The sequence below is a fragment of the Butyrivibrio sp. VCB2001 genome (assembly GCF_000423965.1).
In the GTDB taxonomy this organism is placed as follows: Bacteria; Bacillota; Clostridia; order Lachnospirales; family Lachnospiraceae; genus Butyrivibrio.
The window spans coordinates 33924-60440 of sequence record NZ_AUIZ01000011.1 but is presented as its reverse complement, the minus strand read 5'-3'; the positions used below and the strand labels follow the sequence as shown (position 1 = coordinate 60440).

At 43.4% G+C, this 26517-nt stretch carries 18 protein-coding genes; 15 read left to right on the top strand and 3 right to left on the bottom strand.

What is annotated here, in order from left to right:
• Positions 1-36 precede the first annotated feature (36 nt).
• Complete coding sequence (locus G589_RS0110685) at positions 37-1503, bottom strand: methyl-accepting chemotaxis protein (RefSeq protein WP_026522135.1); 1467 nt, start codon at positions 1501-1503, stop codon at positions 37-39.
• A 256-nt stretch (positions 1504-1759) separates the two neighbouring features.
• Here G589_RS0110685 and G589_RS0110680 point away from each other — a divergent pair, with 256 nt between their 5' ends.
• The gene (locus G589_RS0110680) at positions 1760-3829 is read left to right on the top strand and encodes a methyl-accepting chemotaxis protein (protein ID WP_026522134.1); all 2070 of its coding nucleotides are present in this window, start codon (positions 1760-1762) and stop codon (positions 3827-3829) included.
• 76 nt (positions 3830-3905) lie between these two features.
• On the opposite strand, the gene glgD is transcribed toward G589_RS0110680, so the two are convergent.
• Positions 3906-5024, bottom strand: coding sequence for a glucose-1-phosphate adenylyltransferase subunit GlgD (gene glgD / locus G589_RS0110675; RefSeq protein WP_026522133.1), 1119 nt, complete (start codon positions 5022-5024; stop codon positions 3906-3908).
• Positions 5024-6166 (bottom strand): glucose-1-phosphate adenylyltransferase, encoded by a 1143-nt coding sequence (locus G589_RS0110670; RefSeq protein ID WP_026522132.1) that lies wholly within the window; start codon positions 6164-6166, stop codon positions 5024-5026. Before G589_RS0110670 ends, glgD begins: the two co-directional genes overlap by 1 nt.
• Positions 6167-6220: 54 nt before the next feature.
• On the opposite strand from G589_RS0110670, the gene G589_RS0110665 reads away from it, so the two are divergent.
• From G589_RS0110665 to G589_RS0110600, 14 genes are all read left to right on the top strand, one after another.
• Positions 6221-7171, top strand: a complete 951-nt coding sequence (locus G589_RS0110665; protein ID WP_051192323.1) for a glycosyltransferase family 2 protein — start codon at positions 6221-6223, stop codon at positions 7169-7171.
• Between the two features lie 253 nt (positions 7172-7424).
• Positions 7425-8648 carry an EAL and HDOD domain-containing protein gene (locus tag G589_RS0110660; protein WP_022768430.1) on the top strand — a complete coding sequence of 408 codons (1224 nt, stop codon included), beginning with the start codon at positions 7425-7427 and terminating at the stop codon, positions 8646-8648.
• A 35-nt stretch (positions 8649-8683) separates the two neighbouring features.
• Complete coding sequence (locus G589_RS21175; RefSeq protein ID WP_051192322.1) at positions 8684-12481, top strand: EAL domain-containing protein; 3798 nt, start codon at positions 8684-8686, stop codon at positions 12479-12481.
• A 3-nt stretch (positions 12482-12484) separates the two neighbouring features.
• Positions 12485-13243, top strand: coding sequence for a response regulator (locus tag G589_RS0110650; protein WP_026522130.1), 759 nt, complete (start codon positions 12485-12487; stop codon positions 13241-13243).
• Between the two features lie 3 nt (positions 13244-13246).
• Positions 13247-15199: an EAL domain-containing protein gene (locus tag G589_RS0110645; RefSeq protein ID WP_026522129.1), complete on the top strand. Its 1953-nt coding sequence runs from the start codon at positions 13247-13249 to the stop codon at positions 15197-15199.
• Between the two features lie 77 nt (positions 15200-15276).
• Positions 15277-16437, top strand: coding sequence for an ABC transporter substrate-binding protein (locus G589_RS0110640; protein ID WP_026522128.1), 1161 nt, complete (start codon positions 15277-15279; stop codon positions 16435-16437).
• 81 nt (positions 16438-16518) lie between these two features.
• Positions 16519-18231, top strand: coding sequence for an ABC transporter permease (locus G589_RS0110635; protein WP_026519525.1), 1713 nt, complete (start codon positions 16519-16521; stop codon positions 18229-18231).
• 49 nt (positions 18232-18280) lie between these two features.
• On the top strand, positions 18281-19342 hold the full coding sequence (locus G589_RS0110630) for an ABC transporter ATP-binding protein (RefSeq protein ID WP_026522127.1): 1062 nt from the start codon (positions 18281-18283) through the stop codon (positions 19340-19342).
• Positions 19343-19353: 11 nt separating this feature from the next.
• Positions 19354-20052, top strand: a complete 699-nt coding sequence (locus G589_RS0110625) for an MgtC/SapB family protein (RefSeq protein WP_035775891.1) — start codon at positions 19354-19356, stop codon at positions 20050-20052.
• Between the two features lie 36 nt (positions 20053-20088).
• Entirely contained in the window at positions 20089-21207 is a 1119-nt protein-coding gene (locus G589_RS0110620) for a GGDEF domain-containing protein (protein WP_026522125.1), read from the top strand.
• 17 nt (positions 21208-21224) lie between these two features.
• The gene (locus G589_RS0110615; protein WP_026522124.1) at positions 21225-22343 is read left to right on the top strand and encodes a DUF6765 family protein; all 1119 of its coding nucleotides are present in this window, start codon (positions 21225-21227) and stop codon (positions 22341-22343) included.
• Positions 22340-22873 carry a DUF308 domain-containing protein gene (locus tag G589_RS0110610; protein WP_022768440.1) on the top strand — a complete coding sequence of 178 codons (534 nt, stop codon included), beginning with the start codon at positions 22340-22342 and terminating at the stop codon, positions 22871-22873. The genes G589_RS0110615 and G589_RS0110610 overlap by 4 nt, the downstream gene beginning before the upstream one ends.
• A gap of 264 nt (positions 22874-23137) precedes the next feature.
• Complete coding sequence (locus G589_RS0110605) at positions 23138-24355, top strand: response regulator transcription factor (RefSeq protein WP_026522123.1); 1218 nt, start codon at positions 23138-23140, stop codon at positions 24353-24355.
• A gap of 1040 nt (positions 24356-25395) precedes the next feature.
• Entirely contained in the window at positions 25396-26442 is a 1047-nt protein-coding gene (locus G589_RS0110600) for an ABC transporter substrate-binding protein (RefSeq protein ID WP_022768442.1), read from the top strand.
• The last annotated feature ends 75 nt before the right edge of the window (positions 26443-26517 follow it).

Here is a 26517-nt window from a genome sequence, read left to right as displayed (position 1 = left end):
GTGAAATTTTAGAAAAATTTATGAAATAAAACCCTCTCAGCCCTTTGTCTGCATGTCTTTGAGCTTGTTGGCCTGTTGGAAAATCTGTCCCAGAGTGCCTTTGAAAGCCTGGAATTTTTCAACTGCCCTGTCTGAGGACTCTAGGCCCTGATTTGAAAGAGACGCAACTTCCTGACTGGTGGCGGATAGATTTGAAATACTGTCATTGATCTCTGTAGTAGAAGATGCTATGGATTTCATGCCTTCTCCGATTACCTGGAAGCGATCGAGCATCTCTGTTACGTTGTCATTGATGCTGTCGAAGTTTTCGCCTACGGTTTCGATCATTTCGTTCTGTTCTGATACAGATGCAACAGTGTCATCTATGCTGGCCATGGCTTTCTGTACATCTTCGGTAAGCTCATTGATGATATTTGTGATCTCAGTCGAAGCTGTGTTTGTTTCAGCAGCAAGTTCTCTTACGTCATTGGCAACAACCGCAAAACCTTTACCTGCATCGCCGGCTCTGGCAGCTTCGATACTTGCATTGAGAGCAAGAAGGTTGGTCTGCTTTGAAATTGACATGATGGAGCCGACAATCTTCTGAACTTCTTCCACCTTGTTGATAACAGCCTGAGTGGTTTCAACGGTTACCTGACTGGTTCTTGCAACATCCTGTGACTTATTCTTAAGCTCACTTATTACCTGAACGCCTTCCTGTACAGTTCTCTGAGCATTCTCAGAGGCCTTTGTCATCTCTTTTCTGTTTTGTTCTGTGGCATCTGTTTCTTCCTGAATTTCCTGAACCTTCTGAGCCTGATTGGTTATTGCCTGAGCAGTACTTTCCATGCTGCTTGCGATATCCTGCATACCTGAGTGCTGAGCATCCATGATCTCCTGAAGAGTGCTCATATCTTCCTGAGACTCGTTGAAGAGATCAGTTATGGTATTGGCGATATTAGCCATGGCATTTCCGGCCTGAAGAGTCTTGTCTGCATTCTCGCTTATGACTGCATTGTTTTCGGTATTGAACATGGTCAGAAGTGTAACGGTGCAAAGACATGCGATGAATGCCAGTGCAAGAGTTATGGCAGCCGGCAGTAGAGACTGATCTATAGAACCAGTTGCAATATAAATCTTTACACAAGTGATTATGAAAGAAAGCGTAATAGCAGCTATTCCATACTTACATAATTTAACGTTCAAATAGATGATAGAGCATATCAGTATCGGAAGGCCGAATGCGAAGTATATAAGATTATCTTCAGCAATAAGAAGGACAAAGTAAAAAATAGTGGAGCCTCCCATTAAAAGAATTGATCCTCTTTTTACTGTAGGGAATTTGAAATTACCAATAGCAGCCATAGCACCACCAATTCCGGCAGCAATAATGATAGCTATTCGTCCGGGGGTTACGCCGGCACTAAACAGCTTGATAATTGTTAATACCAGACCGCTTACAAGAATTACAACACATACATAGAAACTGTTATTGGTGGCTCTTTTGTACTGTTCAGCGTTCATATACTATTCTCCCTTAATTTTTGATGAATTAATACCACTCTAATTTTAACATGTCAGCAGTGAAAATAACGCAAAAACGTTTATTAAAAATTGATAAAGAAAATCCTCTAATACGCGCATTTATTATATATTCATTTCTTTTTATACTTTTTTAAGAACATATTGAATGCGCTATATAGTACAATTATTATGATGTCTAATAAATTGACAATTCAAAGAATTTCCAAACAATTCCATTAAGAAAAGGGGTAAACAGATGAAGAAAATGAGCCTTCGTGCCAAGATGCTGCTTTGTATTCTGCCTATCATGGCTATTGCAATGGTGCTTCTTACATATGTGGCAGCCAATCAGTTGAGCGCATCAATTCAGACAGGAAACACCGACACAATGAATCAGACAGTAATAGCTAATGCTAATATTGTTGATGGCAAGCTCAAGATCATTAAGACATCCTGCGTTGATATCGCGCAGATGATATCAACATCCTATCGTTTTGTTACGATGGATAACTACAAGGGTACAATCACTAAGATCATAACCAATAATGATACGGTTTTGGGCTCAGGAATCTGGTTTGAACCGTATATGTTTGATGAAAAAGAAATGTACATGGGTCCATACTGGTATAAAGATGGTGGGCAGATTGTTGAGACCTATGATTACAGTAATGCAGAATACGATTACTTCAATCAGGAATACTATCTGAATGCTAAAAGCCTTTCAGAGGGACAGGCAATAATTACAGATCCATACTATGATCCTACATCAGGTATCGTTATGGCCAGCTGTTCTGCACCAATCTATGACAATGGCACATATGTTGGCTGTGTAACAGTAGATATGTCTCTTGGCGATATTGAAGATATGGTTGCAAGTATTCAGGTTGGTAAGACCGGAACAGCTATGCTTTTTGATTCAAAGGGAACATACCTTTACTGCCTTGACCCTGCAAAAGTAGAAAATGGTGTAAATGTTACAGCCGATGAAAATCCATCTCTTGCAGCTATGGGTGCAGAGCTTATGGCCAAGGATTCTTCATCGCCTCAGATGGGCGCCTTTATGGAAAACGGCAAAAATGTCCTTCTGACATACGTTACTATCCCTGACGTTAACTGGAAACTTGCACTTCGTATGAATATAGATGAGCTGGAAGAGCCTGTTAAAGCAGCTACAGCTAAGCTTTCTGTAATCTGCGTTATAGCTCTTTTGGTAGGCGCAGCTATCATTTGGGTATTCGTAATGAGTATCTCAAAGAGCATCAACAATGTTAAGGCCTTCGCCGGATCTCTTGCAAACGGAGACTTTACAGTTAATAAGATCAAGAGTAAGAGCGGAGACGAGCTTGGTCAGATGTCCGATTCCCTCAACAACATGTTTGAGAGTAACCGTGATGTTATCAGCAAGATTTCAGATGGATCCGAGCAGGTATCCGAGACATCATCAGGTCTTGCAACAATGGCAAGCGAACTTCAGGATCAGTTCACAAGTATCCAGGGCAATATCTCAGGTGTTAACGATGCTATGATGTCCTCCGGTGCAGCAACCGAGGAGGTTAATGCTTCTGTTGAAGAAGTTAATGCATCCGTTCATCAGCTGGCAGGAGAGACTGAGAAGACCAGCGCTGAGGCTGCAGATATCAAGGCAAGAGCAAGAGATATTGAGAGACAGTCCAAGCAGGCTTATGACAATGCCATCAGCATTGCGGAGCAGAGAGAAGCTGATCTTGCTGAAGCTAATGAAAAGGCTAAGGTTGTTGATCAGATCGGAACTCTTGCAGATACGATCGCTGAGATTGCTGATCAGATCAACCTTCTTTCACTCAATGCAAGTATTGAGGCTGCAAGAGCAGGAGATGCAGGTAAGGGATTTGCGGTAGTTGCTTCCGAGATCAATAAGCTTGCAAGTTCAACATCTGAAGCTGTTGAACAGATCAGAGACACAATCGATGGCGTACAGGAAGCTTTCGGAACACTTTCAAATTCTTCAGGAGAGCTGCTTGAGTTCATTAAAGAGACAGTTACACCTGACTATGACAATTTCGTAAATGTAGCTAAGCAGTACGGTGATGATGCTGATTCCTTCGGTGGTTCTTCAGAGAACATTGCTCAGATGGTTGAGAATATCAGATCTGCAATGGAAGAAGTATCAAAGGCTATCCAGAATATCGCAGAGTCCACACAGGATACTGCTGATCTCTCCAGCAGAGTAAACGACTCCGTAATGGCAGCTGCAGATGTTGTTTCTAACGTAAACGACATGTCTGGCAAGCAGGAAGAGATCGCCGGAACACTTAAAGAGATTGTTGGTAAGTTTAAACTTAAATAAAGAGCTCCGAATGGAGCAATAAAAAAGCAGTGGGAATGATAACATTCCCGCTGCTTTATTTTTGTGTGTCGCTTTTTTAAAGTGTATCCTGCCTCTTGATATACTGCGGAGCATCAGCCTCGCCTCTGATATTCTTGGCGTGAATGATGTGTGCCCACTTATCAACGATGGCATTTTCAATGTGAACTCCCTCTTCAATAGTGGAGTAGGCCATGATGATAGAGTTCTTGATAACAGCTCCCTTCTTAATGGTTACACTACGTCCGATGATGGAGTTATCTATTGTTCCTTCGATGAGACATCCGTTACTTACAAAGGAATTTGTAACCTTGGCGCTCTCAAAGTACTGTGTAGGACATGCATCCGTTGTTCTTGTGTAGATAGGCCATTCAGGTCTTAAGAGATCATGAGCCTTGTCATAGTCAAGCAGTTCCATGGAAGCATTGAAGTAATCTTCAAGACTTGTGAGGGTAGCAAAGTAGCCTCTGTGCTGGAATGCTCTGATATCCATATCCTTGCACTTAATGTTTACGATATCTGCAAGAGTGTACATTGAGGACATCCAGTTAGCTGCCTTGACCAGTTCTACGAAAACATCTCTCTTCATGCAGTAGGTATCCATGAAGATGTTTCTTGAATTGGCTGTTCCAAGGTTCTTGTCAATTGACTGAACACCCTTTTGCTTGTTTACGGAAACAGTGTGACAGTTCTTGAAGTACTCTCTGGCGTTATCAACCTTGTGGTAAAGGAGAGTAACGTCTGCGCCTGAAGCAACATGTGCATCGAGGAGCTGTCTGAAATCCTGTTTGTAAACCATGTAGCTGGGAGCGATGATAACATAATCCTGATGCATACGCTGGATGATATCAAGGTTCTCCATATAAGCTGAGATATCGTTATTGTAAATGGAGCGGGAAGAAGAGTTCTGAGAGAAGAGGAGCTGAATCTTACCTCTCTTTGAGTTGATGTTGTAATGCCTTCCGCTTCCTACGTGTTCTGCGATCGATCTCGGCCTTGAACGAACATATACCTGAATACGGTTAATGTCACTGTTACTCATGTTTGAAATAGGAAAGTCTATAACACGAAATCTTCCAAGGAAAGAGAATGCGCCGATGGGGCGGTAATCGTGAAGACCCTCTACATGAATGGAATTATCTGCGGAGGATACTATACCAAATGCCTTAACTGCCATTACTTTGTACCTCCTTTCACATTTTTAGCGACAAGCTCAATGCTCTCGCTGTTCTTAGAGCCGACTTTGGCTTTCTTGCCAATATGAACATCTTCAGCAACCAGTGCTCTTGTGACCGTTGCACCTTCTTCAATCACTACTCCGGGCATGATGACGGAATCAACTACCTTGGCTCCCTTGCCGATGACTGCTCCCGTAAAGAGAACGGAGTTTGTAACGCTTCCCTCTACGCGAACACCCTGTGTGATGTAAGCTTTCTTGATCTTGGCTTCCTTACCTATGTACTGAGGAAGAGTGGATACATCCTCTGTGTAGATAAGCCATGATGAGTCATTGAGGTTGAGCGGATTCTTGGGATCGAGAAGGTCCATGTTTGCTTCCCAGAGGGAGTCGATGGTTCCTACATCCTTCCAATAACCCTTAAACTCGTATGCGAAAAGACCTCTCTTTTCATTTAACATTCTCGGAATAATGTCTTTTCCGAAGTCATGATCTGAATCGGGATTCTTCATATCCTCAATCAGCATCTTGCGAAGAAGCTTCCAGCTGAAGATATAGATACCCATTGATGCGAGATTGCTCTTTGGCTTGGCGGGCTTTTCTTCGAATTCTATGATCTTGCCCTTGCTGTCTGTGTTCATGATTCCGAAACGGCTTGCTTCACGCATGGGTACACCGCGGACAGCAATGGTTGCGTCAGCGTGCATCTGCTTGTGATAATCAAGCATCTTGGAATAATTCATCTTGTAAATGTGATCTCCGGAAAGAATGAGAAGATACTCCGGATCGTAGGTATCGATGAAATCGATATTCTGTGAGATTGCATCAGCGGTTCCGCGGAAAACATCAAGGCCCTGATCAGCCTTTTCGCGGGGAGTTAAGACATAAACACCGCTGTCCCTGGTGTCGAGACCCCAACGTCCGTCCTGTGCCACATAACTGTTAAGAAGTACGGACTCATACTGTGTAAGGACACCGACTACATCGATGCCACTGTTTGCACAGTTACTTAAAGGGAAATCAATGATACGATACTTTCCCCCATAGAAAACTGCTGGCTTAGCTACCTTCGTGGTTAGGTCTTTTAGCCTGCTTCCACGTCCACCTGCCAGGATCATCGCTAACATTTCGTTTTGCGCCATAGTAAGATCCCCCTATCATTGTGTTTGTAGAAATACCATATAAACTATGATATAATGCATGAGAACTTTAATCAAGCACGAAAGGGGTATTTTAGGGTGCTTTCAGTAATAATACCTGCATACAATGAAGAAGAAATAATACCGCAAACAGCATCTGTGATCGATGGCATTTTAAGCGGTGAGAATATAGAACATGAACTGCTTTTTGTAAATGACGGATCCAAGGACAGGACCTGGGAGAGGATAGAGGAGCAAGCTAAGGCATTTCCAAGTGTGAGAGGCGTTTGTTTTTCAAGAAATTTCGGAAAAGAGTCAGCGATATTCGCGGGGATTGCCGAGGCAAAGGGAGAGTGCTGTGTAGTAATCGACTGCGATCTGCAACACCCACCGGAGAAGATTGTTGAAATGTACAGACTCTGGGAACAGGGCTATGAGATAGTTGAAGGCGTTAAGAGCGACAGAGGAAAAGAGAGCGGTTTGCATAGGTTTGCTGCCAGGAGCTTTTATGATATCATGTCAAACTCAGTCGGCTTTGACATGTCAAGGGCATCAGACTTTAAGCTTCTTGACAGAAAGGCTATGAACGTCCTTCTAAACATGCGTGAAAAGAATGCGTTCTTCAGGGCTCTTTCATCCTGGATCGGATTTAAATCCACAGAGGTTGAGTACGAGGTCAGAGAGAGGGAAGTCGGAACATCAAAGTGGAGCACCAAAGCTCTTTTCAAATATGCTCTCACCAATATCACTTCCTTTACATCAGCGCCGATGCAGATTGTAACGATCCTTGGAATTATTGTTTTTGTTGTCGGTATGGGTGCAAGTCTTGAAGCTATTATCACTTTCTTTGAAGGGAAGGCTCAGGACGGTTTTACAACGGTTATCATACTTCAGTGCTTTACGGGATCATTTATTATGATGGCCCTTGGAATCATAGGATATTACATTTCCAAGATCTATGATGAGGTCAAGGGAAGACCGAAATATATCATCGATAAGACGGTATAACGGACTGGACTGATTCAACATGTAGACGAGCCAAGACTCGAAAACGCAAGCGTTTCCTCGTTTCGTCTTGTCGCCGAATAAATCGCAATAAAAAAAGAGATTCATATGCAAGCATAGAATCTCCTTTTTTATTGCGATTTGCTTGGCTCGTCATTTACGGAATTTTATAAAATTATTATTGGTTTAAACATTTTTTAGAGGTACAATATAAGTAAGTGGGAGTTTGTCTTTAAATGGCTGAAAGGAGAACTTTATGCTTGCTACGTTGATACCTCTTTTTGATAATCAGATGTCTGTGAGTGCATATTCTGTCTTTGCTCGCAAGACCAATCTCTTTTTAAACCCCTCTTTCATGGCCGGAGCAAGATTTGACGGAGCCGGAACGGTTCCCGAACTTGAAGTTGTAAGCAACATGGGCGTTGCAACTCTTTCCGGCGGAAAGGAAGTCTTTGTCCCAATAAATCAGTTCTCCGTATTCGCGGAAATTTCCCTTCAATGCACAGTTCCACCCGAGAAGGTTGTTCTTCTTATGGACAACTCTATTCCGCCTGAGGCAGAGTACATTAAGAGGGTAAAAGAGCTCAAGGAACAGGGCTACAAGCTCGCCATCCGAAAGATTCCCATCAGCAGTTTTGAAGATTACAAGGAGATAATCAGCCAGTGCAATTATATCCTCCTTGATCATGCCAAGATAGATATTTCAAAAGCTAAGATATACTTTGGCAGACAGTATCCAAACATCAAACTCTGTGCTGTCAACGTAGATACAAAAGAGCAGTATGACAAGCTGGTAGAAGACGGCGGCTACGACCTCTACGAGGGAGGTTTCTTTAGAATGCCGGTCACAAAGTCAGAGACAGAAGTTAACCCGTTGAAGGTCAACTACATTGAACTTTTAAATGTCGTCAACGCCCCTGACTATGATCTTACCGACGCTGCGGATGTCATCGGAAAAGACCCGGCTCTTGTAATCTCTCTTTTGGAAATGGTCAACAGAATGGCCTTTAATTCGGAGATCACTTCCATTCGTCATGCAGCAGCAATGCTGGGACAGAAAGAACTAAAGAGATGGATAAACACAGCCGTTACCAAGGAGCTGTGTGCAGATAAGCCTACAGAGATCATAAGACTTGTAATGATAAGAGCTAAGTTTGCAGAGAACCTTGCAAGCGAATTTGAGATGGCAATGCATGCTCCCGAGCTGTTCATCATGGGACTGTTCTCCGCTCTTGATATCATGCTTGAAAAGACTATGCCTGAAGCACTCGATATGGTTCAGGTTTCTAAGAATGTAAGAGAAGCACTCCTTGAAGATAAGGGCGACTTTGCCAAGGTACTGGATTTTATTAAATGCTATGAGGATGCGGACTGGACTGAAATATCCAGGATTCTTGTTCTTGAAGACATTGATATGAACGATGTTTATACTGCATATCTCGGGGCACTTAGATGGTATCGTGACCTGATTCCTGCATAAGGGAAAAGATCTTTTGGATGCCTTGAGGATTTTGTATGGTAGATGTTAGAGGTATCGGCAGTTTTACCTTTAACCTTGCGGCTATTGTCATTTCACTGACCTGTCTTTTCTATACTCTTTTGATGGGCAGAAACCGCAGGTTTAAGAATAGACTGTTTATTACGTTAATAGTAATTGTTATCGTTGATTCAATAACAGTTATCGGAGCTGACCTGGTTGTTGCCGGAGGTATTTCCCATGCCGGTAAGCTCCTGCTTCTTAATGTGCTTCAATTTCTGTATTTCTTTACCCATTTTGCAATTGCTCCGATATTTGCCCTATACATAATCCTGGTCTGCAATGTTTCGTATAGGTTCTCAAAAAGCGCTCAGTTTTGCCTTGCGCTGCCTTTTTATATTCTTGAAATTCTTGTTCTGACCAATCCTCTTACACGTTTTGTCTATATTTTTGACGATAACCTGACATTCCACAGACATACCGGAGTGTATGTTGCATACATTCAGGCCGGTTTCTATGTTCTCTTTGCGATAGTAGCACTCTTCCTGTACTGGAATATCCTAAACGGTATGAAGAAGATAGCCCTTTTGTATTTCTTTGCCATAGTCATAGTCGGAACCCTGATACAGATGATACTCAGCAATATCCAGTGCGAGCTCATGTGCGAAGCCATAGGTCTTATGGGTATCATGATAGTTCTGGAAAACGACGATGACAGAATGGATATGCCCACAGGTGCCTTCAACAGAAATGCAATGACCAGGGATGTCGCAAGCTACTTTAAATACGGACGTAGCTTCTATAGTATCTGTATAAGAATGGTCAACGCCGATTCGTATCGCAAGATAACAGGCTATGAAGAGTTTGAGAAGATACTGAGGGAGATTGTCAATTTTATCCGCAGTATAAACAACAGCTTTGACATTTACAGGGCAGCTTCGGACTGCTTTATGGTTGTGTGTCCGGATATTGACGGCAGCGATGCAAAAGAGGCTGCAGAAAAGATTTTTGCAAGATTTAGCAAGGGCTGGTCTTTGGGAGATAACACCTTATTCTTAAAAGCTTACATTCTCATGGCATCATCACCCGATCAGTTTGCGTCTTTGGATAATCTCTATTTCCTCAGTGATACCTCAATAGATGCAGACAATGACAGAGTTTTAAGCGGACACGATCTGGACTTCATCCTAAGAAGAGCAGAAGTAGAGAAAGCAGTAAAAAGAGGCATTGGAACGGATGCCTTCAAGGTTTACTTTGAACCCATATACACCAAGGAAGATCTGGCTATCTGTGCTGCTCAGGCGGTTGTTGTTTTTGAAGATCCCGAGCTTGGAAAGATTGAGCCTGAGGAGTTCATTCCGATAGCGGAGCAGACAGGACTTATCGAAAAGCTTGGATGGTTTACCATCGATGAAGCTTTTTATTTCCTGGGCGGTGGTATTGCAGAAGAGATGGGACTTTTGTTTATTGAGATCGGCCTCTCATCTATTCAGCTCATTAAATCAGACTTCAGTAAAAGAGTCAGAGAAGCCCTTTCAAAGTTTGGAGTCAGACCGTCGCAGATTGTCTTTGACATCACGGAATCAGCAGCTGCAACGGATCAGGATGTTTTGGGCGTTGTTATGTCTGATCTTGCAAAAGACGGAATCCGATTCTTTATGGACGAGTACGGAACCGGCTTCTTTAACATGCAGTCGGCTTCATCTCTGATGTTTGAAGGTGTAAAAATGGATGCGGCTCTTTTGCATGTGGCAGGCAAGCAGATGCAGAACAAGATCATCCTTGAGAACAGACTCAAGATGATGAATCAGATGCTAAAGCGCGTCGTTATTGATAATGTTGACAGCCAGGAACTCCTTGATACTATTGCACACATCAAGGCTGACTATCTGAAGGGAACATATTTCTCCGAGGCGGTAAGTAAAAACGAGTTTATCGCAATCCTTCGTGCCACTGAGCTTGCAAGGATGGAGGAGAGAAGGGCAAGAGCTGCCAACGAAGCCAAGAGTAATTTCCTTGCAAACATGTCACATGAGATCAGAACCCCTATCAATGCCGTGCTCGGCATGAATGAGGTTATTCTTCGTGAGTGCAAGGATGAAAAGATACTTGAGTATGCCCAGAACATTGAAGGCGCGGGAAGAACTCTTTTGTCACTGATAAATGATATCCTGGACTTCTCCAAGATCGAGGCGGGAAGCATGGAAATCAACGAGTCGGATTATGACTTCTCATCAGTACTGAACGACGTCTACAACATGGTTCATATCAAGGCATCCCAAAAGGCGCTGAAGCTCGAGTTTGATATTGATGACCAGCTGCCTGAGAGAATGCATGGCGATGAGATGCGTCTTAGACAGATAATGGTCAACATCCTTAACAACGCAGTCAAATATACTTCAGAGGGTAAAGTAACCTTAAGGATCACAGGCTACAGGGAATATGAGGATCTGATAACCCTTAAGATAGATGTCACGGATACCGGCGTAGGTATCAAGGAAGAGGACAAAGAAAGACTCTTTGAGAAGTTTAAGAGACTTGATATAGACAAGAACAAGACGGTGGAAGGAAGCGGACTTGGACTTGCAATCACCAGCTCTCTTCTTGATCTCATGGGCGGAAATATCTCCGTTGAGAGTGAATACGGAAAGGGCTCAACCTTCACAATGTCCCTACCGCAGAGGGTTGTGGATGATACGCCTATAGGAGACTTTAAGACCAAACTTCAGGAATCCGTTAAGGAGAGAAAGAAGTATAAAGCTAAGCTCACTGCACCTGAAGCAGAGATCCTGGTAGTTGATGATACACCGATGAATCACGTGGTGATCAGGGAGCTTTTGAAGAACACCAAGGCAAAAGTAGAGTCTGCAAGAAGCGGAGATGAGTGCTTAAAGAAGCAGCACGAAAAGAAATACGACATCATCTTTTTGGATTACAGAATGCCCGGAATGGATGGCATTGAGACTCTGGATGAGATCAAGAAGGATACGGCAAGTCCCAACAAGGACACTCCGATCATCGTTCTTACAGCCAATGCTATTTCAGGCGCCAGAGAGAACTTCTTAAGGGAAGGCTTTGATGATTATTTAAGTAAGCCGATAGAGAGTGACAGGCTTGAAGATACACTTATAAGATATCTGCCAAAGGATAAGGTTTTACTGCAGACAGAGGAGAATGTAGCTACCAAGACTCAAGGCAGCAGCAAGGATACGGAAGAATATCCTCAGTGGCTTAAAGCGCTTGAAGAGATAGATGTTGGTGAAGGACTTAGGAACTGCGGCGGAGTAGACAGCTACTTCAGCATTATCAAGGTATATTACGAATCAGCACAGATGACGGAATCAAACCTGGTAAATGCCTATGAGGATGAGAACTGGAAAGACTATACCAGCTATGTTCATTCCTTAAAGAGCACCAGCAGAACCATTGGTGCGATGGAGCTCAGCAATCTGGCTAAAAAGCTTGAAGATGCAGGTAATGCGGGCGATATAGAAACTATAAGGGATCATCAGGATGAACTGATGAACCTGTATGCAATAGTTATTCATTCCCTCTCAGAAGTTCCGGGAATTGATAAGGAAGATGAGAGTGCAGATATAGAGGATAAGGTTGATATAAGCGCAGCACAGCTTAAAGACGCATATCAGAGCATTATAGAAGTAAGCAAGAGCCTTGATTATGACACACTTACCTTTATTCTCGATTCATTAAGAAGCTACAGACTCTCCGATGCGGACAGGAAGATCACAAGAAGTATCGGAGAAATGGCCTACAAACTTCAGTGGGATGAGATAGTGAAGCTGGCATCGGAAGGACTTGCCGGATTGGAGGAGTAAGCTATGTTTAATAAAAAGATATTACTCGTAAGAAATGAACAGACATTCCTGGTAAACGCCATAAAGAACGCATTGGATGCTGCCAAATTCATAGTGGATGAAGCAGCTTACTCCCTTGCTGATCTGAGCGCAAAGGCAAAGGAAGCCAATCTGATCCTTCTTTATACGGATAACGAGCTCGAGGAGCATCGTGATGCCATGGTCTATCTTAAGGATTTGAGCATGGAAGATAACATAGTCATGATGGTCATAGGAAATAAGGATGCCTTTGACTTTGTTCATCAGTATATTCCCAAAGAGGATGTTGCCTACGAGATAGAAAGACCTCTTGATATGGCTGACCTGGTTCAAAAGGCGCAGATTGTCACAGATGATGAATACGAGTTCCAGAGAAGAAAGAGTATTCTCATAGTTGACGATGATCTCACCTTCCTTCAGATGATAAGAGAGTGGCTAAAAGATACTTACAGAGTCGGTATGGCAAACTCAGGAACACAGGCTGTTGCATGGCTTGCAACCAACAAGGCTGACCTTGTGCTTCTTGATTACGATATGCCTGTTCTCGACGGCCCTAAGGTTCTTGAGATGTTAAAGAGTGAGTCTTTTTCAAGCTCTACACCGGTAATGTTCCTTACCGGCAAGAACGACAAGGAGAGCGTTACAAACGTTATCGCATTAAAACCGGCTGATTATCTGCTTAAGACTATATCTAAGGATAAACTTCTTTCAACTCTGGATGCATTCTTTAAGGCGAGGAAGTAATACATGGGTGATCTAAATCCTATTGGAGCGCTATCCTTTAGGACTGCTGCGGCTATAATCTGCATAACATGTATATTCTACACGGCTGTGATGAAAAGAGAGAACACAAGAAGGCTCCGCAGCCGTTTATTTCTTGCTGCCCTTGTGATCACCCTCTATGACTGCATCACAGGTATCATCAATACGCTGGTTCTGGACAGCAATCTCCCCCAAAGTACAAAATACATAGTCGTTTACTTTAACAAGCTCACATATTACGGGACGCATTTTGCCTTTGTTCCTATATTTGCGCTCTATATCATACTGGTTTGCGATGTCCTACACAGATATAAAAGCAAACTGAAACAGATCATATTTCTTGCACCGTGTCTTTTGCTTGAACTTGCGGTAATAACCAATCCATTCACAGGCTTTATTATAAATAATGATGTTGAAAAGAACTTTGTCAGAGGAGGCGGCGTTTATCTCGCTTACATTATCAGCGCGGTATATCTGGCATTCTGTTTCTATCTTCTTGGCAAGTACTGGAATACAATGAATCACCTGCAGAAGATCGCCATGTTCTATTTCCTGGGACTTGCTGTGCTGGGCGTTTTCATACAGATGATATTCCCTGAGATCATCTGTGAGATGCTGGCTGAATCTCTGGGACTGATGGGCGTTATGATCATGATAGAGAAGGATGACTACAGGCTTGACTATAAGACCAGAGCATTTAACAGAGCCTCGCTCCTTCAGGATTTAAAGGGCAGTATCAACGTAGGAAAAGAGTTCTATGCAATCTGTGTTCGAATAGTAAATGCCGATCTGTATAGACGAGTAATGGGCTATGAAGGATATGACATCATTCTGACTAAGGTCGCTGATTTTCTTAAAGGAATAAACTACGAGTATGATGTATACAGGACTACCGGCGGTATTTTTTATCTGATATGTACAGATGCAGATGAAGATGCGATTGATATTATTATTGACAGTATAGTTAAGCGATTTGGCCAGAGCTTTGAGGTTAACGGCGCAGCTACGAACGTTAAAGCCAAGATCATCTGTGTAAAATCTCCCGATGAGTTTAACGATGCCGATGATATTTTAAGACTCTCAGAGACCAAAATTGATGATGACGATAAGATGGTTTTCAGAGGAAAAGGCCTTGACTTCATGCTCAGAAGCATTGACGTAGAAAAGGCGATAATAAAAGGTATGGCAGGCAACGCCTTCAGAGTAATGTATCATCCTGTATACAAAAAAGAGACTATGGGTATATTTTCTGCAGAAGCTCTTTTGACACTGAATGACCCCAATATGGGAAGGATCAGATTCTCGGAGTATGCAGTCGTGGCAGAGAACGCCGGAGTTATCGATGAGCTGGAAGTCAGGATGATAGAGGCTGTCTGTCAGTTTATCAATACCGGTGTCACCAAATCGGAAACAAATATAAAGATATTCTGCATACACATAATGTCGGTTCAGGTTCTTACTCAGGAACTGGTGGACAAAGTGCGTTTTCTTATCAATAAATATGAAGTGGATCCGGCTATGCTCAGATTCAGTGTAAATGACACGATCGCAACACAGGCACAGGATGTGCTTGGATTCATAATGGATGAGTTTAACAAGATCGGAATAGAGTTCATTCTTCTTAATCATGAATCGGTATTTCTTGGACTTGATGTGGCAACTATTGATAAGTTTGACGGTATCAATATCGATGTTAAAAGACATTTCGAAACCGCAGATGAGAATCAGGCGGATGCAATACTTCGCAACAGGGCAGCTATGGTAAGCCAGCTCGGAAAGCGCGTTATCCTTAGCGGTATAGACAGTAAGGAACTGTACAACAGGATAAAGGACGTTAAGGCAAATTACCTTATAGGAGATTATCTGTCGCCTATGGTAACAAAGAATGAACTTCAGAATAAATTCTGGAATAATGAGGTATTTTCCGACAACAGATGATCAATTGGTTTTGTTATCTGACAAATAGCGTGTATAATTAATATATCAAGTAATCCGAAATGGAAAGGAGAAGAATTATGAAAAAAAGATTAGCATTGGTATTGGCGGGGCTTATGACTCTTGGCCTGATCGGCTGCGGAGAGGCTGAATCTTCGGCTCCTGCAGCTACTGAGACACCCGCAGCAACAGAGGCACCTGCAGCAGAAGCACCTGCAGCAGAGGCTGAAAGTTCAGGAATGGACGCACTCATCGAGGCTGCCAAGGCAGATGGAGAACTCATTGTTTACGGTTCCTGCGAAGAAGAGTATCTTGCAGCAGCTTGTGAGAACTTTGAGAAACTCTATGGAATCAAGGTTCAGTATCAGCGCCTTTCAACAGGTGAGGTTCAGAGTAAGATCGAAGAAGAGAACGGAAATCCTTCAGGTGATGTATGGTTCGGCGGAACAACAGATCCTTACAACGTAGCAGCTTCAGAAGGACTCCTTGAAGCATACGATGCGCAGAATGCCAGCCACCTTCTTTCAGATAAGTATCGCGATGCTGATGGATACTGGTACGGTATCTACAAGGGAATCCTCGGATTCATGGTAAATAAAGACGAGCTTGCAAGAATGGGTATCGAAGAGCCTGCAGATTGGAAGGACCTTCTTGATGAGAAGTACAAAGGTCTCGTTTGGCTTTCAAACTACAACACAGCCGGAACAGCTAAGCTTGTTATCAACACAATGATCCAGAAGTATGGTCATGACGAAGGTATCCAGTACCTTGTAGACCTTGATAAGAACATCGAAGTTTACACAAAGTCAGGTTCAGGCCCTTCTAAGAACGTTGGTACAGGTGAGTGTGTTGTTGGTATCGGATTCCTTCATGACGGTATCACACAGATCGTTGACAACGGATATGGCAACATCGGCCTCATCATTCCTTCAACAGGAACATCCTACGAGGTTGGTGCAACAGCTATCTTCAAGGGATGCCAGCATCCAAACGCAGCTAAGCTTTGGATCGAGTATGCACTCAGCCCTGATTGTGTAGAGCTTGCAGCACAGAACGGTTCATATCAGTTCCTGGTTATCGACAACGCTAAGCAGCCTGAGATCGCTACAGAGTTTGGCCTTGATCCCGAGAACGTTATGGATTATGACTTCGAAGATGCTAAGCAGAACACAACAACTTACATTGAGGAAGTTATGAATGCACTCGGAAGCGCAGCAGATGATCGTTTCCAGACAGAGTGATTTCTATATCGGGGATATTACAGGGCGGATGCTTATCCATCCGCCCTTCTCTTTTTAAGTTGATGTGAGGAGGATTTTCAAATGGCAAAGAGTCAGAGTGCCAGCCTTGACAGGAAAAAGCTTTTGGCCGACCCGATCATGGTGACGACCATTGTGCTCCTGGTGGTATTTCTTACAATATTCATCCTGTATCCGCTGGCAATACTTCTGGTAGACAGTTTCGTTTCGGACAATGGACTTACGCTTGATACATTTAAGAGAGTAATGGCGCTTCCCAATTTCAGGCGCGCTATCACCAATACTCTTAAAGTTGGTTTTTTGGTTGGAATTGCATCAGCTCTCATAGGTCTTTTGTTTGCCTATGTTGAGGTCTATGTTAAGCTTCGTACAAAATTCATGGAGGGACTCTTTAAGGTAGTATCAATGCTTCCTGTTGTTTCACCTCCCTTTGTTTTGTCGCTTTCAATGATCATGCTTTTTGGAAAAGCAGGTATCATTACAAGATTTCTTTTACATATCTATGACAACAGTGTGTATGGATTCTGGGGCATTGCAATTGTCCAGACCCTTACATTTTTCCCCGTATGCTACATGATGCTCAAGGGTCTTTTGAAAAATATCGATCCTTCTCTTGAGGAAGCAGCAAGAGATATGGGCGCTTCAAGATTCAAGGTATTCATGACGGTTACACTTCCTCTTATCCTTCCGGGACTTGGAAATGCATTCCTTGTAACCTTCATCGAGTCTATCGCAGACTTTGCAAACCCAATGATCATCGGTGGTTCATACGATACTCTTGCAACAACGATCTACCTGCAGATAACAGGTGCTTATGATAAACAGGGTGCAGCTGCCATGGCGGTAGTTCTTCTGGCTATTACACTCATGATGTTCGTGGTTCAGAAGTATTACCTTGAGGCAAAGAGCACTGCGACACTTTCAGGTAAGGCATCAAGAGAGCGTATGCTGATCACCGATAAGAGTGTTACTATTCCTCTTACCATCATGTGCTCAGCCCTTGCGATATTCGTAATCATCATGTACATCTGTGTTCCCTTCGGTGCGATGTTCAGGACCTGGGGATATGATTTCCATCTGACCTTCAAGTGGTTCGGTCAGGTATTTAGCAAGTACAAAGGCTTTAAGGCATTTAAGGACAGCTTCATTCTGTCACTTATTTCAGCGCCTATAACAGCTCTTTTGTCTATGATAATCTCATACCTTGTGGTAAAGAGAAAGTTTAAGGCCAAGGGCTTTATTGAGGCGGTGTCTATGCTGGCTATGGCAGTTCCCGGAACGGTTCTCGGTATCGGATATATCAGAGGCTTTTCGGGCGGATTGTTTGGCAGCGGATTCCTTCAGGGACTCTACGGAACAGGTGCGATACTGGTTATCGTATTCGTAGTACGAAGTCTTCCGACAGGTACCAGAAGCGGAATTTCAGCTCTTCGCCAGATTGATAAGAGCATTGAGGAATCAGCTTATGACATGGGTGCGGACAGCTTCAAGGTATTCATGACGGTAACGCTCCCCCTCATTAAGGACAGTTTCCTCAGCGGCTTTGTTACCTCCTTCGTAAGAAGCATAACAGCCATCAGTGCTATCATCCTTCTGGTTACACCTTCTTATCTGCTCATCACTGTTCAGATCAATGAGTTTGCAGAGAAGGGTGCTTATGGAATAGCCTGTGCATTTGCAACTATCCTGATCCTTATTACCTACACAGCGGTTCTTCTCATGAATATTTTCATGAAGTACTTCGGAACCAGCCGTAAGGTAAATTTAGAAGACTGACACTTAACACAGATTAAAGCCGCATGAAGATGCGAGATAGGTGGATAAAATGGCAAAAGAGAAAAAGGGCGTACGCCTTGAACATATTTCAAAGATATATAAAGATCCAAAGACAGGAAAAGATTTTTACGCAGTTAAAGATCAGAACCTTGAGATTGAGCCGGGCAGCTTTGTTACACTGCTTGGACCATCAGGTTGTGGCAAGACGACCACACTTAGAATGATAGCGGGCTTTGAGTCTCCTGATGAGGGAGAGATATACCTTGGCGGAGAGCCAATCAATGCTCTTACTCCCAATAAGCGTGATACAGCCATGGTTTTCCAGAGCTATGCGCTTCTTCCTCACTACAACATTTTTGACAACGTAGCTTACGGACTTAAGCTTCGCAAGATGGATTCAGAGACCATCAAGAAGAAGGTTACGGATATCCTTTCACTGGTTGGACTTGAGGGTATGGAAAACCGTATGACAAACCAGCTCTCAGGTGGACAGCAGCAGAGAGTTGCTCTTGCAAGAGCACTGGTAATTGAGCCCGGAGTTCTTTTGTTCGATGAGCCTTTATCAAACCTTGATGCCAAGCTCAGAGTATCCATGAGAACTGAGATCAGACGTATCCAGCAGGAAGCCGGAATTACAGCCGTTTATGTAACTCATGACCAGTCAGAGGCCATGGCTATTTCGGATAAAGTTATCATTATGAACAAGGGCGTGGTAGAGCAGGTGGCAACTCCGCAGGAAGCTTACTACTATCCAAACAGCAAATTTGTTGCTGACTTTATCGGCGAGTGTAACTTCCTAAAAGCCAAGGTGACAGGTCAGGATATGGTTGAGATCGACGGATCGACTGTAAAGTGTGCGACAGGAAGCCTTCAGACCGGCGCAGACTGCGATGTGGTTCTTCGCCCTGAAGGAGCTGTTCTTTCAGATACAGGAGCCATTAAGGGCATTGTTGATTACTCATGTTTTATGGGTGCATATCAGGATTATCGCATCAAAGTCGGCGAGAGCTTTGTTAAGATCCAGGAATACAATCCAAAGAACAAGAAGATATACAATGTCGGTGATACTGTATGTCTTGGTTTTGAGGATAATACATTATATGCGCTATAAAGGGGTAATATATGTCTTTAGCTACTATTATTGATTATTTGCAGGGAAGCAGCAGTATAGCTGTTGGTATAAGGCTGGTGGTAGCCACTGTATTCGGGGGCATTGTAGGCTGGGAGAGGATAATAAAGCACCACAGTGCTGGCATTAAGACCCATGCGCTGGTAAGTCTTGGATCAGCTTCAGCTACGGCACTCAACATTTATCTTGCCATGCTACCCGGACTAAATGCCGACGTCAGCAGGATTCCTGCCGGTGTGGTAAGCGGAATTGGATTTTTGGGAGCCGGCACAATACTGGTTACCGGCAGAAAGCAGATAAAGGGATTATCTACAGCAGCTACACTCTGGGTTACCTCCTGTATGGGAATGGCTATAGGTGCCGGATATCTGGAAATCGGCTGTGTATGTCTTTTGATGGTTGCCTTTTCAAATATCCTTCTAAAGCAGCTCTCCAACAAGGTGGAAGGCTACAGCAAGTACATGAACATCTACATCGAGGTCAACAAAAGCCGCGGTGTAAATAAGCTCATGAAGATGCTTTCGGATCAGGGCTTTACAATTCTTAGCATGACCAAGAGTAAGGAAAAGACCCTTCAGTCCTCCGATACAGGCCTGATCCTTGATCTGGATCTGGATAAAAAGAGATCGCACCATGAGATCTTAAACATGCTCAGCGATGAGGAATATGTCAATTACGTAGAAGAAGTTTAATAGTTTTGCAAATCTGTTTTAGAGGGACAAAATACTATGATAATTGAAGGTTGGCAGGTCAATAATTTCCTAACACTCTTTATATTGGTTATGATTCTTGCATTCCAGAGTAGAGGCAGCAGAGTTAAGACAAGCAGAATGTTTACGTACATTATCATTACCACTATTGTGCTTGTCGTTGCCGATACATTTGCAAGGATTGGTGAGAACAGAGGAGGCTCATTTATTCTCATGGCCTTTTTCGGCAACCTTGTAATGTTTCTGCTGGATCCTCTTATCATCCTGTTTTCAGTCATCTATATAGACTGCTGGATGGATGAAAAGAATAAGAATGCACGCAAGATATTCAAAGTGGTTTTTCAGATATTTGCTACTTTAAACATAGCACTTGTGCTGGCAGACCAGGTTCTTGGCCTTAAGTGGTTCTTCTATTTTGAAAGAAGTAATTATTTCAGAGGGAAACTCTTTATGGCAAGGGCTGTTGTGCTTGCTCTGTTCATGCTTCTGGTTACGGTTTATCTGGTTGCCTTCAGGAAAAATGTACTTAATGATTACAGAAGAACGCTGTATGTTCTGCCGGTATTTGCTCTGATCGGTACAATTGCTCAGATTCTGTATAATGGAATAAATACCACATACACCGCAGGTTCATTGGCTTGTCTGATACTGTTTATCAGTTTTCAGAGTAATGATGTCAACATGGATAACCTGACCGGAGTCTTAAACAGGCGAGGATTTGATATAAGGCTTGAGAAGATGATGAAGAGCAGCGCATCCGGAGATGGAAATTTTACGGCTGTTTTGCTGGATATCGACAACTTCAGAAAGATCAACGAAAGCTGCGGTCATGAGGAAGGCGACGGCGCCATTATGGTATTTGCCGATATGATCATGGACGCTTTCGGAGAAAACTGCAAGATTGGCAGGATTGACGGAGTGACCTTCTGTGTGCTTTTGGAAAATGCATCAGAACCGGAGATAAAAGAGGGAATCAGAAGAGTAAGAAACAGTCTTGAAAGAGTAAGAAAAAAATGCGACTGGGATGAGAGTGTTGGAGTAAGAAGTATCTATGAGACCTATAATCCCGGTATTAACATGAATTCTTCGGAGTATAGAAAACACCTTGATAGCCTTATGCATGAACAGGGGGTATAACAGGGAGAATCAGCACCATGCAGGAAGATTTTCATTACTATGGAACATATTGCGCGGCGTATCTGGCAGGGTACTCCCATGAGGAGAGCCTTGACATCTGTTACTGCGCCCAATTTGTTGATCTTTGTTCAACTACCTTTTTATCCAAGATAAAAGCGCCCACCAAGGCAGCCACAACCCAGCTTCAGCTGGAGATGATGGATGCAAGGACTGATATCATAGGCCTTCAGGACATTACCAGAATCTGGGCATCCTTCCACTTCCTTCCAAGAGATCTTTATGCTTATAAACCAAAGCGCACAAAGAGATACTTGAATAAATTCAGGCTTATCTGCGGACCAAACGGCGATCTTTTGGAAAAGACCGTCAGGCTTGCGAAAGATAAGCCTCTTCAGCATGCAGGTATTGCAATGCATGTACTTGCCGATACCTGGGCACACATGTACTTTGCCGGGACTCCTTCACTTGTCATCAACAATGTAGATAATTCATTTTTTGAGATCATAGAAAAAGACGGTGAGGAGATAGCAAGGCCTATCAGGTTCAGGCATAATCCTTCGGCTCCCGATGACATTGAAAAGGGCCTTTATACAAACAGTCTTTATCAGTCAAACGAAAATTCCATCATGAACTTAGGGCATGGAAGAGCCGGACATTTCCCCGATTACTCTTTTGCCAAATACAAATATATGCCTGCCTGGGGAGATTACATGGAAGTTTTGAAGGACAACCCTTCGGACTACGAGAAGGCCTTTACTCAGATGGTATATGCTCTTAAGTACTTAAGGGGCGAAGTGGAGTCTTTTAACAAAGATACTTATGACACCTCCGTGATGGAGAAGTATGGTGACAGGATCAGAAGCATAATCAGAAAGAGGCAGCTAAATGCCTGTGCTGATTGGAAGAGCTTCGGAGAGGAGCTCTCAGGCGAGAACATTGAGGACTTTGATATCACAAAATATGAGGATGAATACGACCTGATTCCCGCCGATTCCAAGAACAAGTCCTTTATTGGCAAATTCATTGAGGGAGCTATGTTGCAAAAGGGAATGGTGACGGATGAGATATCAAAGGCCGGCATAAATCACGCTGGATTTGTACTTCCAAAAGAACTTAATCTGAGGAAATCGGGATGACGAAACTACAGAAAATCCGAAATTCATTATTCGGGATAGCCATGATGGTGGCAGCAGTTGTCATGGCTTATAAACCAAAGGATGCATACGAGAGCGTGATTGTCTTTATGGCACTGGGCTTTTTTGTTACGAGCATCGCAACACTTGGGTACTACTTCACCATGGCCAAATACATGGTGGGCGGCAGAATGATACTGTACAGAGGCGTTGTGCTGTTTGACTTTGCGATTCTTACAGGCTCGATCACGGATGTTCCCAGATTTTATGTGATCATCTATCTTGCAGTACTCCACCTGTTCTCGGGACTTGTCGAGATACTAAGATCAAGGGAGGCAAGAGCCAGCGGCGGAAGGGGCTGGAGACTCAAGCTCTTCCATGGAATCTTTAACATGTCGATTGCAATCGGTTGTATCGTCCTTGCCAGAAGAGTAAATACCGCAGTTTATATGTACTGCTTTGGTATATTCTACTCAGGACTTATAAGAGTGATACAATCTTTCAGAAAGACAACTTTTGTTTATATCAGATGATTCGGATTTAATGCCGCTTTCCATGGCTTTGGAGAGCGGTATTTTTGCGCCATTTTTTTAAGTGCAAAAATATATAAACTTTGGCTTGGATTTTATAAATACACCCTTTCAACGCTTTGATAGAATACAAATCGGTTGAAACTTTTTGGAAAAAGTGCGCCTTTTGTCTAGTAAAAAAGATACTTAAATGGTTTTAAGATACTTGTTTCGCCTGCCCTAAAAAGTTATGATATATGGGCATGAAAACGTTTCCGGGGGTGTTATATGAAATACAGAACTCTTGTTGCAGATGATGAACCTATGATAAGAAGAGGAATCATCAGTTTTCTCAAGGCCTATGATGACTTTGAAGTTGTGGCCGAAGCGGAAGACGGTGAGATGGCTCTTGAGAAGTCCAAATCAACAGTTATTGATGTATTCTTTGTGGACATCAACATGCCCTTCCTCAACGGACTGGATTTCATTAAGGAGCTTAAAAAGCTCTATCCTCAGGCACTTGTTGTAATAATAACCGGGTACGATCTCTTTGAATACGCAAGAAAGGCCGTGGGCCTTGGAGTATTTGACTATGTACTTAAGCCTCTGATGGAGGATCCTTTCGATGAACTTATCGGAAGAATCCGTGAGGCTCTCAGCAAGCGCAGCGGCGAAGAGATGGAAAAGAAATACCTTGAGTGGGCAAGAGACAAGATGAACGAGAGCAGAGAACTGCTCGTTGCCGAACTTGTCAAAAAGATAATTGACGGAAGACTCTCGGAAGATGAGATAACCCAGGAGTGCAATTATCTGAATCTCAGGATTCCTGAGAGCTACTCAATGATTCTTGTCAGGATGGACACAAGACCTACAGAGGAACTAAACGGAGACTGGAACGATGATCTTTTGTACTTTGTATCGGAGAACATTGCGCTTGAGATGTTTGCTTCTCTTGCTCTTGAGAGCAGATGCAGAGACGAATCCGGAAATCTCGTGCTCATAACTTCTCGCATGGATGAGAGTCTTTTGGCAGAGAAGGCTGATGAGTACATCAGCTATATTTCAGGAATACTTCCTGTAAAATGCGTAATTGAGACTGCTCTTGGCTCAGGCCTTGGAACAATTGCCGGCACCTATCAGGAAGCACTCTCAAGAGCTTCAGAGAACACCGGATATTCCTCCATCATGGAATCAGTACTTGAGCTGATGCAGGAGAGTTATTCAAGAGAGGAGTTCTCTCTCCAGGAGGCAGCAGATAAGGTTGGACTTTCCGTTCCGTACCTCAGCCGCATCTTCAGGAAGGAAGCAGGCTGTACCTTCGTCGACTATCTCACAAACTTAAGGATGCGGAAGGCAAGCATTCTGCTGCATGATGAGGAAATGAAGATCTACGAAGTTGCCGAGAGCGTAGGCTATACATCACAGCAGTACTTCAGCCTGGTATTCAAGAAGAAACTGGGAATTAGCCCTGTAGAGTACAGGCAATCAATAAAAGAGAATAAGTAAGCGAAGCGGCTACAACATTTCTGCCCCGCAGATCGTGTATTGTAGCACAAATAAAGAAGGATGCAACGGCTGCCCGAGCGCCAAAAAGCGGCGCTCAGCGTACTGTCCGCTGCATCCTTCTTTTTTTGTGCATAAAGGTCACTAAGCGGGGCAGGCATGTTGGAATAGCGCCTTGAGCATGCAGAACTCATGTCCCGGGGACGATGAAGTACGATATTGCCACAGATTTCTGGTGGGAGTAGCCCCTTATGCAAGCTTTTATCATGTCCCGGAGACGATATCTTCTGATTTGCCACAGATTTCGGATAGGAGTAGCTCTTTATGCAAGCTTTTATCATGTCCCGAAGCCGATATTTTCTGATCTGCCACAGATTTCGGATAGGAGTAGCTCCTTATGCAAGCTTTTATCATGTCCCGGAGACGATATCTTCTGATTTGCCACAGATTTCGGATAGGAGTAGCCCCTTATTCAAGCTTTTATCATGTCCCGAAGACGATATTTTCTGATCTGCCACAGATTCTAGGAAGGGGTAGTCCCTTGTGCAAGCTTTTATCATGTCCCGAAGCTGATATTTTACAGTCTGCCACAGATTTCAGGCTGGGACTAGCTGAGTTTGTGGCAGGAAGGGTAGTTTGAGGCCTTATGACATGTAAAAGACTTGCATACAACCTGATTTCTGGATGCATTTTATGGCAGGAAGGGTAGTTTGAAGCCTTGTGACATGTAAAAGACTTGCATACAACTTGATTTCTGGATGATTTTTATGGTAGGGCGGGGTGTTTGAAGCCTTGTGACATGTAAAAGGCTTGTATGCAGCCAGATTTCTGGATGCACAAGGTTCGATATAGCAACCGATTACTGTAAGCTGCGGGGCTGAGCTGTTCTGCACTCTGAGGAATAATTAGCTGAGCGGCAATAAGTTAAAAAAGTATAAACTTCGGACAAATCAGTCTAAATACTTTTCCTTACTCCTTAGCTAGAATCAGTATTGTAAACAACGAAAGGGCCTATAAGGAAAGGGCCAAATAAGGAGGATAATATGAAGAAAAGATTAGTTAGTTCGATTCTGTGTGCAGCCATGGTTGCTGCAACAATCGCAGGCTGTGGAAGCGCTGCTCCTGAGACTGCAGCTACAACAGCTCCTGCTACAACAGTAGAAGAGGCTGAGACACCTAAGGCAGATGCTCCTGCTACAGATGATGCAGGAAGCGAGAAGCTCGTAGTTGGCTTTGCACAGATCGGACAGGAGTCAGGCTGGAGAGATGCTGAGACAATGTCTATTCAGACATATGCTGCAGAGCATACAGATACAGTTGAACTCAAGTTTGCTGACGCTCAGCAGAAGCAGGAGAACCAGATCAAGGCTATCAAGAGCTTCATCGAGCAGGACGTAGACGTTATCGGACTTGCACCTGTTGTTGAGACCGGTTGGGATCAGGTATTTGCTGAGGCACAGGATGCAGGAATCCCTATCATTCTTCTTGACAGAACAGCTGATGTAGATGAGAGCCTTTATGCTACATTCATCGGTTCAGACTTCATCGAAGAGGGCAAGGAAGCTGCTAAGCAGATGGCTGAGCTCATCGGTGGAAAGGGTAAGATCGTAGAGCTTGAGGGAACAGTTGGTGCTTCTGCTGCAACAGACAGAAAGACAGGTTTCGATGAAGAGATCGCTGCTAACTATCCTGATATCGAGATCGTAGCATCACAGACAGGTGACTTCACAAGAGCACAGGGTAAGGAAGTTATGGAGTCATTCCTTAAGTCAAATCCTGATATCGTTGGCGTATATGCACACAATGATGACATGGCACTTGGCGCAATCGAAGCTATCAAAGAAGCAGGCCTTAAGCCCGGAGAAGATATCGTAACAGTATCTGTTGACGGTGTTAAGGGAATCTTCGAGGCTATGGTAGCAGGCGAGGCTAACTGCACAGTAGAGTGCAATCCTCTCCTTGGACCACTTTTCTTTGAGACAGCTGCTAAGCTTAAGAACGGCGAGACTGTTGAGAAGTGGGTTAAGTCAGTTGACGGCGTATTCACATCAGATATTGCTGCGGACGTTATCGATTCAAGAGCTTATTGATCAGTAAAGAGTTAGTAAGAATAATCCGCTCCGATACACTCCGGAGCGGATTTTTTAAAGGAGGAGAAGGGTGAG